This is a genomic window from Streptomyces sp. 1222.5, assembly GCF_900105245.1.
In the GTDB taxonomy this organism is placed as follows: domain Bacteria; phylum Actinomycetota; class Actinomycetes; order Streptomycetales; family Streptomycetaceae; genus Streptomyces; species Streptomyces albidocamelliae.
Genome location: NZ_FNSZ01000001.1, coordinates 1046179 through 1060867, shown reverse-complemented (window position 1 = coordinate 1060867; position 14689 = coordinate 1046179). Strand labels below are relative to the sequence as shown.

The following is a 14689-nucleotide window of genomic DNA, read 5'->3' as shown; positions in this document are numbered from 1 at the left end:
AAGGATTGCCATGACTGAGAATCACGACGCGATCGTCACAGACGCGAAGGCGGAGGGAAGCGGCGGTTGCCCCGTCGCCCACGACCGTGCCCCGCACCCGACCCAGGGCGGCGGCAACCGCCAGTGGTGGCCGGAGCGGCTGAACCTCAAGATCCTGGCCAAGAACCCGGCCGTGGCCAATCCGCTGGGCGACGAGTTCGACTACACCGAGGCGTTCAACTCCCTGGACCTCGCTGCCGTGAAAAGGGACATCGCCGAGGTGCTGACCACCTCTCAGGACTGGTGGCCCGCCGACTTCGGCAACTACGGCCCGCTCATGATCCGTATGGCCTGGCACAGCGCGGGCACGTACCGCATCAGCGACGGCCGCGGCGGCGCGGGCGCCGGACAGCAGCGCTTCGCCCCGCTCAACAGCTGGCCCGACAACGGCAATCTCGACAAGGCCCGCCGTCTGCTGTGGCCGGTCAAGAAGAAGTACGGCCAGAACATCTCCTGGGCCGACCTGATGGTCCTCACCGGCAACGTCGCGCTGGAGCAGATGGGCTTCGAGACCTTCGGCTTCGGCGGCGGCCGCGCGGACGTCTGGGAGGCCGAGGAGGACGTGTACTGGGGCCCCGAGACCACCTGGCTCGACGACCGCCGCTACACCGGCGACCGCCAGCTGGAGAACCCGCTCGGCGCGGTCCAGATGGGTCTGATCTACGTCAACCCCGAGGGCCCGAACGGCAACCCGGACCCGATCGCCGCGGCCCGCGACATCCGCGAGACGTTCCGCCGCATGGCGATGAACGACGAGGAGACCGTCGCGCTGATCGCCGGTGGCCACACCTTCGGCAAGACCCACGGCGCCGGCCCGGCCGACCACGTGGGCGCCGACCCCGAGGCCGCCACCATGGAGGAGCAGGGCCTGGGCTGGCGGAGCACCTACAACACGGGTGTCGGCAAGGACGCCATCACCAGTGGTCTGGAGGTCATCTGGACCACGACCCCGACCCGGTGGAGCAACGGGTTCTTCAAGAACCTCTTCGAGTACGAGTACGAACTCACCCAGAGCCCGGCCGGCGCCAACCAGTGGGTGGCCAAGGACGCCCCGGAGAACGTCCCCGACGCGTTCGACCCGGAGAAGAAGCACCGCCCGCGGATGCTCACCACCGACCTGTCGCTGCGCTACGACCCGATCTACGAGCCCATCTCCCGCCGGTTCTACGAGAACCCGGAGGAGTTCGCGGACGCCTTCGCCCGCGCGTGGTACAAGCTCACCCACCGCGACATGGGCCCGAAGTCGCTGTACCTCGGCCCGGAGGTCCCGGAGGAGACCCTGCTGTGGCAGGACCCGCTGCCCGCGCGTGAGGGCGACCTGATCGACTCCGCCGACGTCGCGACCCTCAAGACCAAGCTGCTGGAGTCCGGCCTGACCGTGTCCCAGCTGGTCACCACCGCCTGGGCGTCCGCCTCGACCTTCCGCGGCAGCGACAAGCGCGGCGGCGCCAACGGCGCCCGTATCCGTCTCCAGCCGCAGCGCGGCTGGGAGGTCAACGACCCGGACGAGCTCGGCCAGGTGCTGCGCACCCTCGAGGGCATCCAGCAGGACTTCAACGCCTCCTCCGGCGCCAAGAAGGTCTCCCTGGCCGACCTCATCGTCCTCGGCGGTGCCGCCGGTGTGGAGAAGGCCGCCAAGGAGGCCGGCTTCGAGGTGCAGGTGCCCTTCACCGCGGGCCGCGTGGACGCCTCCGAGGAGCACACCGACGCCGAGTCCTTCGAGGCGCTGGAGCCGGTCGCCGACGGCTTCCGCAACTACCTCGGCAAGGGCAACCGCCTGCCGGCCGAGTACCTGCTGCTCGACCGCGCCAACCTGCTCACCCTGAGCGCCCCGGAGATGACGGTCCTCGTCGGCGGCCTGCGCGTCCTGGGCGCCAACCACCAGGGCACGCAGCTCGGCGTCCTCACCAAGACGCCCGGCGTCCTCACCAACGACTTCTTCGTCAACCTGCTCGACCTGGGCACGACGTGGAAGGCGACCTCCGAGGACCAGACCGCGTTCGAGGGCCGCGACGCCGCCACCGGTGAGCTGAAGTGGGCCGGCAGCCGCGCCGACCTGGTCTTCGGCTCGAACTCGGAGCTGCGCGCGCTCGCCGAGGTCTACGCCTCCGACGACGCCAAGGAGAAGTTCGTCAAGGACTTCGTGGCCGCGTGGGACAAGGTCATGAACCTGGACCGGTTCGACCTCGTCTGATCCACCGTCCGGCCGGAGCGTCCGGGTCCCCCCCGCGGGGGCGGACCCGGACGCTCCGCTGTCCGGCGGGGACGTCGCCCGGCTCAGTGACCGAGCGTCGCCGCGCCCGCCTGCGCGTACTTCTCGTCCAGGTCGCCCGACGGGGCGCCCGCGACGCCGATGCCCGCGACCGGGGCGCCCTTGGCGGTCACCGGCGCACCGCCCGCGAGGAACAGCGTGCCCGGGATGTCCTTCAGGCCCGGCGCCTGCGCCAGCCGCCCGGCCAGCTCCGAGGTGGGCGCGTTCCACGACACCGCCGTGAACGCCTTGCGCACGGCGGACTCGTACGACTGCGGACCCGCGCCGTCGCCGCGCAGGCTGACCAGGGTGGTGCCGTTGCGGTCGACGACGGCCACGGAGACGTGCCGGCCGTCCTTCTCCGCGGCGTCCACCGCAGCCCGCGCCGCCTCGGTGGCCGCGTCCAGGCTGAGGTGCGTGCTCTGCACCAGGTCACCGCCCCGGGCGGTGGCGGGCGCGGCGGCCGGAGCGGTGCCGGCCGAGTCGGCGGCGTTGGCGGCGACCGTACCGACGACACCCGCGAAGGCGGCGGCGAGGGCGGCACCGCCGACGAGGACACGGGTACGGCGGGACGGCTTCCTACGGCTGGACATGGGCGAACGACCTTCCTGTGGCAGGGACTCGCCGCGGCGAGCGCTACGGGAGCGGATCCGCTCCCGGCCTCGATCCTCGGCCCGGTCCCGGCCGCTTCGCGTCGCCGGACCGGTTGCCCCGGGGGTCATCCGTTCGGATGACCCCCGGGGCACCGGACCAGGGAACAATGGAAGGTGTTTGCCCAGTTCAGCGCGGTGGGAAGGAGGTGAGGGCAGTGCCGGAGCCCGGACGCGACGACACCCGCGCCCTCACCTTCGTGATGCACACGGCGTTCTTCGTCCTGCTCGCCGCGTCCCTCGCCCGCTACCTCGCCCGGCACGCCGACGGACCCCACACCCCCTGGGTCGTCGCCCTGTCCGCGCTGCTGGCCCTGCTGTACGTCCTCGGCATCGCGCTCGGCACCCGGCCGACACCCCGCCGCCTGACCTGGCTGGGCCTGGTCGTGGCCGTCTGGGCGGTGCTGGTCGTGCTCGCCCCCAGCTTCGCCTGGTGCGCGGTCCCGCTCTTCTACACCGGCCTGCGCACCCTTCCGCCACGTGCCGCCGTCCCGCTGGTCGCGCTGCTCACGGCGCTGGCCGTGGCCGCCCAGCTCAGCCTCGCCGGCTGGCCCGACCCCAACGTGCTGCTCGCACCGCCCGCGGTGGCCGCCGTCGCCACCACCGTCCACGTCGTCATGCAGCGCCAGGCGGCCCGCCGGGACGCCCTCATCGACGACCTGGTCCGCACCCGGCGCGACCTGGCCGCCACCGAGCGCCGCGAGGGCACCCTCGCCGAACGCGAACGGCTCGCCCGGGAGATCCACGACACCCTCGCCCAGGGCCTGTCCAGCCAGCGGATGCTCCAGGCCGCCGACCGGCTGTGGGACACCGAGCCCGGCACCGCACGGGACCACGTCCGTACGGCGGCCGCGATCGCCGAGCGCAGCCTCGCCGAGGCCCGCCGTTTCGTCCACGACCTGACCCCCGCCGAACTGGCGGAGGGCGGCGGCCTGATCCGGGCCCTGCACGCCGTCGCCGAGCGCGAGACGACCCCCGGCCTCACCGTTCGCGTCCACGCGGAGGGCACCCCGCCCGGGCCGCTGCCCGCGCCCGTGGAGTCCGCCCTGCTGCGCATCGCCCAGGGCGCCCTCGCCAACGTCCGCGAACACGCGGCCGCCCACACCGCCACCCTCACCCTGACCTGCCTGGACGATCAGATCGTCCTCGACGTCACGGACGACGGCCGGGGCTTCGACCCGCAGGCCCCGGCCGCCCCCGCGGCCGGAGCCGGCACCGAGGACCGGCGCGGCCACGGCCTGCCCGCCATCCGCGCCCGCCTGCGCCAGCTGGGCGGCACCCTCACCGTCGAGTCGGCGCCGGGCCAGGGCACCGCCCTGTCGGCGGCCATCCCCCTGGAGCCGCGATGACCCCCACCCCCGGCACCCCCGGCACCGACGCGACGCCCGGCCGTCCACGGGTCCGCATCCTCGTCTGCGACGACCACGCCGTCGTACGCGCCGGACTGCTCGCCCTGCTGCGCAGCGCCCCGGACATCGAGGTCGTGGGCGAGGCCGGCAGCGGCGAGGAGGCGCTCGCGCTGGCCCGCAGGACCGCCCCGGACGTCGTCCTCATGGACCTCCAGCTGGGGGAGGGCATCGACGGCGTGGAGACCACCCGCCGACTGCGCGCCACCACGCCCGCCCCGCACGTGCTGGTCCTGACGACGTACGACACCGACGCCGACGTCACCCGCGCCGTCGAGGCCGGCGCCACGGGCTACCTGCTCAAGGCCGAGCGCGCCGAGGACCTCTTCACCGCCATCCACGCGGCGGCGCAGGGCCGCCCCGCGCTCTCCCCGCCGGTCGCCGACCTCGTCATGTCCCGCCTGCGCAACCCGCGCCCCGCCCTCACCCCGCGCGAGCGCGACATCCTCACCCACCTCTCGCGCGGCCTGCCCAACCACGCCATCGCGCGCGCCCTCTACATCAGCGAGGCCACCGTCAAGACCCATCTGCGCCGCATCTACGACAAACTCGGCGTGGACACCCGAGCGGGTGCCGTGGCGGTGGCGAAGGAACAGCGCCTGCTGCCCTGACGGCCGCCCGTCGAGGCGCGCGGAGCCGGGACGGGCCTCATCGCCGCAGCGCCTCGAACGCCTCCCGCCCCGCGCATCCGATCGCCAGGTCGATGTCCGGTGCCTGGCCGGCCCGGCGGTCCGCACGGGTGAGCGCGGCCATCGCCACGCGGTCGCCGGAGTCCGCCTCGACCACACCGATCTCGTGCCGCAGATGCAGGAACGTGCCCGTCTTGCCGCTCCACCGCAGCGAGTCGGCGCGCAGTTCGCTCGCCAGCCGCTGGGTGAAGACCTGCAGTCCCATGAGCCGGCGCAGCTCCGCGGTCGCGGGCGGGGCGGAGATCTCGTCGCACCACACCCGCCGCAGCAGTTCGACGAGCGCCGCGGCCGAACCCGCGTTGGCGTGCGCCGGATCCAGGGTCCCGACGGTGTGCCGGCCCGTGTGTTCGTCCCGTACGGCCAGCTCCAGGGCCAGGGAGAAGTCGTTCCCCGCGGCCCCGGCGGCACACTCGTACATGTGGTTCATCCGGTGCCGCATCCGGATGCCCGCGCACCCCCAGGAGCGCAGCCGCGTGTCGACCTCCGCCACCGGCACCAGATCCAGCAGCGCGTCGGCGGCGGCGTTGTCGCTCACCGACAGCATCAGCTGGAGCAGATCACCGACGGCCACGGTGGCCGGGTACCGGAACGCCGCGAGCCCGGTGGGGCCGACGCTGCTCGCGGCCGGATCGACCGTCACCCGCCGTGCGGGGTCGAGGTCGCCCGTGGCGATCCGGTCCAGCAGGACCAGGGCGACGGGGACCTTCACCACCGACGCCAGGGGCACCGGCTCCTGCACGTCGAAACCGAGTTGCTCACCGGTGTCGAGGTTCCGGGCGAGGAAGGAGCCCCGGACACCCAGGGCCGCCCAGTCCGCGGCGACCGCCTCGGCGACGTCCAGGAGCGCCCCGTCGTCACCGACGTACGCGGGCCGGTGCCCCGGTGCCGCGCTCATCCGCGTGCCGCCAGCCGCGCCCGGACGTCGTCGCCGCGGGCCGCGGAGCGCGGTGCCCCGGACCCGGCGGCAGAGGCGCCCACGGCCGCGGCGAGCCGGACGGCCAGCCAGCCCGGCACCTCTCCCGTGCCCTGCCGTCCCGGCGGTGCGCCGACCTCGTACCCCCGGTGCAGCGACCGGTCGCCGAGCGGTGCCCACCGCGCCCCGTGCCGCCGGGCGAACGGCTCGGCGCACAGCAGCAGCGCCCGCCCCGCCAGCGTCTCGGCGAGCGCGGTGGCCGCGGGACCGGCCGGCCGGACCCGGCCTTCGGGCAACCCGGCACGAGCCGCCGCCCGGCCCAGCCCGTCCTCGAAACAGGGGACCTGATCCTCGGCCGGCATCAGCAGCGGCAGGGTGCCGGACGGTTCGGCGGCGGTCCGTCCCCGTCTGGGCCGCAGCTCCTCCAGGTGGACCGTGCGCCCGGAGCCGGGCCGTGGATCCGGTCCCTCCGCCGCCGACGCCAGTCCCAGCGGCACCCGCAACGCCGCCCGTTCCACGGGGACCCGCAGCACCGCGTAGGCCAGCGAGCCGTCGGCCAGCCCGGATTCCCTCTCGCGCGGCGGCAGTTCACGCATTCCGAGCGTGACCCCGTGTTCGGTGGCCGCCCGGATGGCGTGGGCCAAGGCCGCCGGTGCGCAGTCCGCGGGCACCCCGACAACCCGCACCCGGGACCGCCGGGCCGAGTGCGCCGCATGCCGCAGCCGCTGGGCCCGGTCCAGCACGTCCCGCGCGTACGGCAGCAGCAGCACCCCGAGCTCGGTCGTCGTGACCTGCCGCCGCGAACGGTCGAACAGCGGGCCGCCGAAGTGCCCTTCGAGCGTCTTGATACGACGGCTGAGCAGCGGCTGGGCGATGCCGAGCCGGTCGGCCGCACGGGAGAAGCTCGCTTCGTCGGCGGTCGCGACGTACGCCTCGAGGTGTGCCAGAAGATCCACCCAGCAGTCATATCAATAAGGCATGAGAGGTTCACAGTTCCCTCTTGGACATGAGTCACCTCCTGCTGTTTCGCTGTCCCCGCCGAAGATCCATGGACCGGGAGGACCACGCCCATGACCAGCACCGAACGCCCCGCACCGATGCCGCGCCGCCGTCTGCTCAAGGCGGGCCTCGTGTTCACCGCCACCACTGCCCTCGCCGCGTCCGCGCCCACCGCGGTCGCGGCTGCGGGCATCGAATCACTCTGCGTGGAGGCGGAGTTGCGCGACCTGGAGCAGCGTTACGACGCCCGGCTCGGCGTGTACGCGCGGAACGTGCGCACGGGGCGCACCCTGTCCCACCGGGCCGGGGAACGGTTCGCGATGTGCTCCACGTTCAAGGCGTTCGCGGCGGCCGCGGTCCTGCGCGACCGTGGCGACCGTGCACCCCTCGACCGGGTGATCCACTATCCGCCGCACGACATTCTTCCCAACTCGCCGCTCACACAGGAGAATCTGGCGACCGGCATGACCGTCGGAGACCTGTGCGCCGCGGCGATCCGGTACAGCGACAACGCGGCGGGCAACCTGCTGCTGCGGGAGATCGGCGGACCGGCCGGCCTGACCCGTTTCCTCCGCTCGCTCGGCGACGACGTCAGCCGGCTGGACCGGTGGGAGCCGGAGCTGAACACCGCGATCCCGGGCGACCTCCGCGACACCACCACCCCGCGGGCCATCGGCGGAAGCCTCGCACGGCTCGGTCTGGGCCGGGCCCTGGGCGACGCGGACAGGGAGCGCTTCGTCGGCTGGCTGAAGGGCAACACCACCAGCACCGGACGGTTCCGCCGCGGCCTGCCGGACGGCTGGGTCCTGGCGGACAAGACCGGCACCGGCTCCTACGCGACCGCCAACGACATCGGCGTGGCCTGGACGACCCGGAGGACACCGGTCGTCCTGGCCGTGCTGTCGACCAGGAGCACCGAGGACGCGACGGTGGACGAGGCACTCGTGGCCGAGGCGGCCCGCGTCATCGCCCGCACGGTCGCCCCCGGCGAGTAGCCCGCGGGCGACGGGCGACACCTCCGGGACCGGCGGCCGGCCGGCTCAGCCGACGGTGTCGTCCGGTGCCACCGGGTGCGCCTCCAGTCCCGGTGTCGCCAGCAGGTCGGCGATCAGCGCGGGCGAGCCGCCGATGTAGGTGCTGACCAGGTCCACGTCGCCGCCCAGGCACCAGGCTCGGTCCTCGGGCCACCACAGGTCGGGCAGCTCGGCGAACTCGTCCGTGCGCACCGGGGAGACGGCGTCGGCGAGGGTGCCGGAGAGCAGCACCTCGTCCCGCCCGGGCGTCTCGAAGACCGGGAGCCCGCCGAAGTCCCAGCGGCCGTACCCGTGCCACAGCCCGAACCAGCAGTGCTCCGGCGTACGGGTGTGCCGGGCCAGCACCGGGATGAGCGCCTCGGCGACGTCCGGCGGGGTCGGGCCCTCCCACGGGTGCTCGTCCCAGACGCCGGGCCGGCCGTACTCGGAGGCGTTGCGGTGGTCGAGGTCCATTCCGACGACCTCGTGCCACCGCGTGCCCGATGTCACCCGGGTGCCGTGCGCGGCTGCCACGGTGTCCCACCGCACCGGCCGCTCCTTCAGGGCGGCCGGATGCAGGACCCGCGCGTACCCGGCGAAGCCGGGCGCGGCCACGCCCGCCACCGTGCCGAAGTCGCCGTGACCGGGACGGCGTTCGGTGAGCCAGCGGGCGGGGGAGAGGCCGGTGGTACGGACGCGCAGGCGCCCGTACCACTCCGGTGCGGGGTCCAGACGGACTGGTCGGAGGTCGTTCACCCGCCCAGTCTGCCCCGTCCGGCCGCCAGGCCTCACCCTGTCCCGTCCGGAGGTCCGGCGTCAGGCGCGGCCCAACGGCACCTGGACGCCTCTCGCACAGGGCCCTCGGCCGGCGGACCGCCTCAGACCGCCCGGTGCACCACATGGCCTCCGGTGACCGTCAACGCCACCGGTGCGTCGGTCAGTTCGTCACCGGACGCGCGCCCCGGATCGACGGACAGCGCGGTGAGATCCGCGCGGAAGCCCGGAGCCACGCGGCCGGCGCGGTCGGACTCGCCGGTGGCGGCCGCCGCGTGCGTCGTGCAGCCCTCCAGCGCCTGCAGCGGTGTCAGGCCCGGCCGGTGTGCCGCCGCCCCCTTCGGCCGGTGGGCGGTCGCCAGCACCGCCCGCACGTCGTAGTGCGCGATCGGCCAGTCCGAGCCCAGCGCGACCGTCGCCCCGGCCTCCCGCAGGTCCCGCAGCCGCCAGGCGCGTCCGGCACGGTCACCGCCCAGCCGGCGCGACCACTCGTCCGTGCCGTCGTCGCGCGTGTAGCCGGTGTGCGGCGGCTGCATGGAGGCCGCCACGCCCAACTCGGCGAAATGTGACAGGAGTTCGTCCGGAGCGGTCTCGATGTGCTCGATCCGGTGCGCCCCGCGGCCACCGGGCCCCAGGGACGCCACGGTCTCCAGGACGTGCCGTACGGCCGCGTCCCCGATGGCGTGCGTGGCGGTGCGTACCCCGGCCGCGTGCAGGGTGCGGACCGCCTCGGCGTACGCCCGCGGGTCCGGCCAGAAGGCGTCCGTGCCCCGGCCGTGGCAGTCGGGGTGCTCCAGCCAGGCCGTGCCGCCCTCCACGGTGCCGTCCATGAAGAACTTGACCCCGCCGACCAGCCAGTGCCTGCCGCCCGTGCCCTGGAGTTCGATCAGCTCCCGCAGGGTGTCGCCGTCGGCGCCCGGCATGCACCAGGGCGCGAACCGCAGCCGCAGCGGCAGGACCGTCTCCCGTGCGACCTCCGCCACCAGGTCGAGGTCCCCGCCGTCCATCACATGGGCTCCGGTGAGCCCCGTCGCGGCCATGGCGGACAGCAACTCCAGCAGCCGCGCCCGCCGTTGCGCGGACGCGGGCCGGGGTACGACGTCCGCCACCAGTTCCATCGCGGCGTGCTCGACCAGATGGCCGGTGGGCCGGCCGGCGGCGTCGCACACCACCTCCGCGCGCTGCGCGAAGGCGCGCGGGCCGGTCACCCCAGCCGCTGCCAGCGCCGCGCCGTCGGCGAGGGCGGAGTGGCCGTCGTAGAGCCGCAGGAAGGCCGGGGTGTCGCCGAGTACGTCCGCCACCAGTTCGTGGTGGACGGGACGGCCCTCGAACGCGTTGTGGTCCAGGCCGTACCCGACCACCCAGCCCTCGACGCGCTCCGCCCCGGCGAGTGCGGCCCGCAGCCCGGCCAGGTCCGTCACGCCGGACAGGTCCGTGCCCGTCGCCATGTCGAGGCCCCACACCGGATGGCTGTGGGAGTCGACGAGGCCCGGCACGAGGTGCGCGCCGTGCAGGTCGACGACCTCGGTGCCGGGGCCCCGCCAGTCCCGGACGTCGGCCGCCTCGCCGACCGCGGCGATCACACCGTCGCGCACGGCGACGGCTGAGGCGGTGGGCCGGCCGGGATCGAGGGTGCGGACGTGGGCGCCGGCGAGGATGAGGTCGGCAGCGGGCATGGGGGCGACTCCTGTACGGAAAAGGGGCGTTGGGTCAGTTCGCGGACACGGGGGGCGCGGTCGCCCCGGCGGGTTCGGCGGCTTCGGCCGGCTCCGCCGCGAACCCGGCGTAGACGTCGGGCCTGGCCCGGCGCAGCCACCACGCCAGCGGGAGGCCGAGGAGGAAGACGGCCGGTGCCACGACGACCAGGAGGGTGTTCACCGCCCGGGACGCGCCGGTGAACAGGTCGATGTGCGTCACCACCAGCACGATCGCGGTCACCAGCAGTACGGCGGCGACGACCGGCGCCACGACCGTGCGCAGGGCGCCCTCCGTGTGCCGCACCCGGCGGAAGTAGCAGGGCACGGCGATCGCGGCGAGCAGTTGCAGCACCAGCAGACCGATCATCCCGGGCGTGTTCACCCACAGCAGCAGCTGCTGGTAAGGGTCGGCGTCCGCGGCCCAGAAGGCCAGGACGACCAGCGCACCGAGAACGGTCTGGGCGACGCCCGCGACGTACGGGGAGCGGTGGCGGCCGTGGACGCGGCCGAGCCGGCGCGGGAGCACGCCCTCCTCGGCCAGGGCGAGGGCGTAGCGGTTGATGGCGTTGTGGAAGGCCAGCAGGGAGGCGATGACGCTGGTGACGATGAAGAGGTGCATCAGGTCGGCGGCCCAGCCGCCCACATAGGTGGTGATCGCGGTGAAGAACAGTCCGGCCGGATCCTTCCCCGCGGTGCGTACGACCTGGTCGTCGCCGAACGCCTGGACGGCGATCCAGACCACGAACGCGTAGAACATGCCGAGGAATCCGACCGCCGCATAGGTGGCGCGGGGGACCGTGCGCTCCGGGTCACGGGCCTCACGGCGGTAGATGACGGTCGACTCGAAGCCGGTGAACGCGGCGAAGGCGAAGGCCAGTACGGCGGCCGTGCCGGGCACGAACACGTGCGCCGGGGCGAGCGAGGCGAGGGACAGCCCGTGTGCGCCGCCCTTCAGCAGGACCCCGCCGGCGAGGAGGACGAGTATTCCGGTCTCGGCGACGAGCAGGATGCCGAGCAGCTTGGCGCCGAAGTCGATGGACCGGTAGCCGCCGTAGCCGATCAGCACCAGTCCGGCCAGCGACACGGGCAGCCAGGGCACGTCGGCGCCGACGAGGGAGTGCAGGGTGTCCCGGGTGGTGGTGGCGAGGAGGCCGTAGACGCCGATCTCCATGCCGTTGTAGCCGATCAGCGCCAGCAGGGCGGCGCCGATGCCGACGGGGCGGCCGAGGCCCCGGGTGATGAAGGCGTAGAAGGCGCCGCCGCTGGTGACGTGGCGGCTCATGGTGGTGAAGCCGACGGCGAAGACCGCGAGGGTCAGGCCGGCGAGGAGGTATCCGACGGGCGCGCCGATCCCGCCCAGCAGGATCGCGAGCGGGGCGACGCCGGCCATGACGGTCAGCGGCGCGGCGGCGGAGACGACGAAGAAGGCGATGTCGGCGGTGCCGAGGGAACCGGACCGGAGGGTGGTCGCGTCGCGGGGCGCTCTCTGCTCCGGTGGCTCGGAGGTGGTCACGGACATGCGGGGGAGCCCTTCTGGCGGCGGAGGGACGGGGTCCCGGAGGTGGGGCGGCCGGTTGCGGAGGGCACCGGCGGGCGGGGCGGAGATGATCCGTCCGGGCCGGCGTCCGTCGGGAGCACGAGGGGATGGCGGGCGCCCGGAGCCGTAAACCTAAAGGCTTTCGGTTTACGCAATGTAACCTGCCGTAGGGCATCCGGGAAGACCTCAGGGAGAACGCTGACCATGGGACGGCCGCGCACACCGCTCCTCGACCGCGAGCGCATCACCACGACCGCGCTGCGACTGATCGACGAGACCGGTGACTTCAGCGTCCCCGCGATCGCCCGGCGGCTCGGGGCGCAGACCGGCTCGGTGTACCACCATGTGGACGGCCGTGACGGCATAGTCGAGCTGCTGCGGGAGCGGATCTGCGAGGCGATGGACCCGGGCACCCTCGACCTCGATCCCTGGGACACGGCCCTGGAGGCCTGGGCCCGCTCCTACCGCGCCGCGTTCGCCGCCCACCCCCGGGTGATCCCGATGCTCATGACCTCACCGGTACGCGCACCCCGGGTCCTGGAACAGTACGAGCGTGCCGTGAGCCTCCTGCTGGAGGCCGGGTTCGACCGCGCCGGGATCATGCCGTTGATCATCGCCCTGGAGAACCTGGTGCTGGGCTCGGCCCTCGACCTCGCCGCTCCCGAGACGATGTGGGAGCTGGCGGACGGCACCCCGACCCCCCGCCTCGCGGAGGCGCTCGCCGCGGTGGGCGACGGCCGGGCCGACCGTGCCTTCGAGGTCGGACTGACGGCCTTCATGAACCACGCGCGAACCCTGAAGGGGACGCGGGTGCGGTAGCGGCCGCACGCCGGACAGGGCGGCGATCGGTCCACACGGCAGCGGGCGCCGGGGCCGTCAGGACCCCGCGGACCGTCGGCCCCGGGCGGGGACGGCGATGCCGTACTGGGCGTCTTGCGGTAGACGGTCGCTCGGCTCATCCCCAGCGCTTCGGCCGCCTGGGCCACCGACGTGCCGGGCGCGGTGAGGCACCGTACGATCTCGCCCCGCTCGATGGTCTGCATCCGGCTGAGCCGACGGGACGTGCCCGCGAACAACAACCCGGGAAGGTGCCGGACGTCCACCAGATCGGTGCGCGAGACGGCGTCCCGCACGATGCGCCGGAGCTGCCGGGTGCTCTCCGGCCAGTGATAGTCCGTCAAGCGCCGGCGCCGCCGCCAGCATGAACATGACGGGGCGCCCGCGGTGGTCGCGGGCGAAGTGGTGCGCCAGGGGCATGACGTCCTCCGGGCGCGACCGCAACGCCGGCGCCTCGACCACGCCCGAGACGCGCGCTCGGAGCACCTCCGGGACGGCTGCGTAGTCCTCGGCGGTGAGGACGGCCGGGTACGGCTGCTGCCCGGCCCCCGCGGCGTGGCTCCGCGGGCCGTCGACGAGGCACCGGGCCAGGTCCTCGGCCGCCCACGCGGGCAGCGTGTGGACGTCGGCCGCGATGACACAGGCGTCGTCCCTGCCCGGCTCCGGCGTCCACATCGTCATCCAGGCGCCGATGTCCTCGCCCCCGTTCCCTCGGCTTGATCCGCCGTCGGGCCCCGGACGCCAGGAGAGCCTTGCCCGACCCCGCCTCGCCCACCACGGCGACCAGCCCGCCGCGGGCCATGGCGGTGCGGGCCTCGGCGACGGCCCCGGTCCAGCGCCCGGACAGCGGAGGAAGCTCCTCCTGCTCCTGGACGCGGCCCGCGAACACCGGAACACCTCGCCCCGGTGGGCGGGACGCGGCCTGCGGCCGGTGGTAGGCGCCAGCATCAGGGCCGACGTGTTCCCCGCGGCGGACTGCGCCAGTGCGCGGCAGCAGCGTCGAGGGCGCCTCGGACCAGGTCGTGAGGTTGACGCTGCCCGCGACGACGAGCCCGTGTGCTGATGGTCCGGCCAGGCTAGCTCCGTCCGCCGGGATTTCCCCCCTGCCGGTATGTCTCGAAGTGAGACAATGAGAGGGCTGCCCGCCTCATGCGACGAGGGAGGCGCGACCCGGGACGGCGTACGCATGCTCCGCAGGGCCGGTGACTACCACGTCGTCGGTTACGGCGAGAACATCGACGTGCCCACCATCGACATCATCTCCGCCGAGATCAACTTCATCGGCAACCTCGTCGGCTCGTACAACGACCTGAGCGAGCTGATGGTCCTCGCGGCCAAGGACGAGGTACGGCTGCACACCACGTCCTACCCGCTCGACCGGTTCCAGGACGCGCTGGACGACCTCGACGCCGGACGAGTCCGCGGGCGCGCCATTCTCGTACCCTGATCTTGACCCTGACCTTGCCCCTGAACGGGGACGACCGCCGGCCGGCGGGGGCGGAGCGCCCCCCGCCGGTCAGCCACGACAGACCGGGAAAGCCCATGATCTTCATCACCGCCCGCTTCCGTGTCCTGCCCCAGCACGCGGACGACTGGCCCGAGCTCACCCGTGCCTTCACGGAGGCCACGCGCGGCGAACCGGGGTGCCTGTGGTTCGACTGGTCGCGCAGCCTCGACGACTCCGACGAGTACGTGCTGACCGAAGCGTTCCGCGACGACGAGGCCGGCGCCGCCCACGTCGGCACCGAGCACTTCGCCACGGCGTGCGCGACCCTGCCGTCCTATCTCGCCGAGACCCCGAGGATCGTCAACGTGACCGTCCCCCAGGACGACTGGTCGGAGTTGGGCGAGATGGCCGTGCCCACGTCCCGCTGAGTCCTGCCG

General features: G+C 73.8%; 13 protein-coding genes and 1 pseudogene. 7 read left to right on the top strand and 7 right to left on the bottom strand.

Features of this window, described 5'->3' with window-relative positions:
- Positions 1 to 10 precede the first annotated feature (10 nt).
- Positions 11 to 2233, top strand: coding sequence for a catalase/peroxidase HPI (gene katG / locus BLW57_RS04835; RefSeq protein WP_093472395.1), 2223 nt, complete (start codon positions 11 to 13; stop codon positions 2231 to 2233).
- Positions 2234 to 2316: 83 nt separating this feature from the next.
- Here the strand turns inward: katG and BLW57_RS04830 are convergent, their stop codons facing one another.
- Positions 2317 to 2883, bottom strand: coding sequence for a GlcG/HbpS family heme-binding protein (locus tag BLW57_RS04830; RefSeq protein ID WP_093472393.1), 567 nt, complete (start codon positions 2881 to 2883; stop codon positions 2317 to 2319).
- 206 nt (positions 2884 to 3089) lie between these two features.
- Between BLW57_RS04830 and BLW57_RS04825 the strand changes: the two genes are divergently transcribed.
- Both BLW57_RS04825 and BLW57_RS04820 read left to right on the top strand, forming a co-directional pair.
- A complete protein-coding gene (locus BLW57_RS04825) occupies positions 3090 to 4289 on the top strand; it encodes a sensor histidine kinase (RefSeq protein WP_093472392.1) in 1200 nt (399 codons plus the stop codon).
- Positions 4286 to 4957, top strand: a complete 672-nt coding sequence (locus BLW57_RS04820; RefSeq protein WP_093472390.1) for a response regulator — start codon at positions 4286 to 4288, stop codon at positions 4955 to 4957. Before BLW57_RS04825 ends, BLW57_RS04820 begins: the two co-directional genes overlap by 4 nt.
- 37 nt (positions 4958 to 4994) lie before the next feature.
- Here the strand turns inward: BLW57_RS04820 and BLW57_RS04815 are convergent, their stop codons facing one another.
- Positions 4995 to 5930, bottom strand: a complete 936-nt coding sequence (locus BLW57_RS04815) for a serine hydrolase (RefSeq protein WP_093472389.1) — start codon at positions 5928 to 5930, stop codon at positions 4995 to 4997.
- Positions 5927 to 6904, bottom strand: coding sequence for a LysR family transcriptional regulator (locus tag BLW57_RS04810; RefSeq protein WP_093472387.1), 978 nt, complete (start codon positions 6902 to 6904; stop codon positions 5927 to 5929). The genes BLW57_RS04815 and BLW57_RS04810 overlap by 4 nt, the downstream gene beginning before the upstream one ends.
- A gap of 141 nt (positions 6905 to 7045) precedes the next feature.
- Here BLW57_RS04810 and bla point away from each other — a divergent pair, with 141 nt between their 5' ends.
- On the top strand, positions 7046 to 7942 hold the full coding sequence (bla, locus tag BLW57_RS04805) for a class A beta-lactamase (protein WP_371127844.1): 897 nt from the start codon (positions 7046 to 7048) through the stop codon (positions 7940 to 7942).
- A 45-nt stretch (positions 7943 to 7987) separates the two neighbouring features.
- Here bla and BLW57_RS04800 read toward each other — a convergent pair whose 3' ends face one another.
- The 3 genes from BLW57_RS04800 to BLW57_RS04790 form a co-directional block, all read right to left on the bottom strand.
- Positions 7988 to 8716 (bottom strand): hypothetical protein, encoded by a 729-nt coding sequence (locus tag BLW57_RS04800; RefSeq protein WP_093472385.1) that lies wholly within the window; start codon positions 8714 to 8716, stop codon positions 7988 to 7990.
- Positions 8717 to 8838: 122 nt separating this feature from the next.
- The gene (locus BLW57_RS04795) at positions 8839 to 10410 is read right to left on the bottom strand and encodes an amidohydrolase (RefSeq protein ID WP_093472383.1); all 1572 of its coding nucleotides are present in this window, start codon (positions 10408 to 10410) and stop codon (positions 8839 to 8841) included.
- A gap of 34 nt (positions 10411 to 10444) precedes the next feature.
- Positions 10445 to 11950: an APC family permease gene (locus BLW57_RS04790; protein WP_093472382.1), complete on the bottom strand. Its 1506-nt coding sequence runs from the start codon at positions 11948 to 11950 to the stop codon at positions 10445 to 10447.
- A 222-nt stretch (positions 11951 to 12172) separates the two neighbouring features.
- On the opposite strand from BLW57_RS04790, the gene BLW57_RS04785 reads away from it, so the two are divergent.
- Entirely contained in the window at positions 12173 to 12787 is a 615-nt protein-coding gene (locus tag BLW57_RS04785) for a TetR/AcrR family transcriptional regulator (protein ID WP_093472380.1), read from the top strand.
- Positions 12788 to 12948: 161 nt separating this feature from the next.
- On the opposite strand, the pseudogene BLW57_RS43005 reads toward BLW57_RS04785, so the two are convergent.
- Positions 12949 to 13011, bottom strand: a pseudogene (locus BLW57_RS43005) (hypothetical protein); the annotation flags it as partial.
- 980 nt (positions 13012 to 13991) lie between these two features.
- On the opposite strand from BLW57_RS43005, the gene BLW57_RS04770 reads away from it, so the two are divergent.
- On the top strand, positions 13992 to 14252 hold the full coding sequence (locus BLW57_RS04770; protein WP_256339387.1) for an MDR/zinc-dependent alcohol dehydrogenase-like family protein: 261 nt from the start codon (positions 13992 to 13994) through the stop codon (positions 14250 to 14252).
- Between the two features lie 95 nt (positions 14253 to 14347).
- Positions 14348 to 14680, top strand: coding sequence for a putative quinol monooxygenase (locus BLW57_RS04765; protein ID WP_093472377.1), 333 nt, complete (start codon positions 14348 to 14350; stop codon positions 14678 to 14680).
- Positions 14681 to 14689 lie beyond the last annotated feature (9 nt).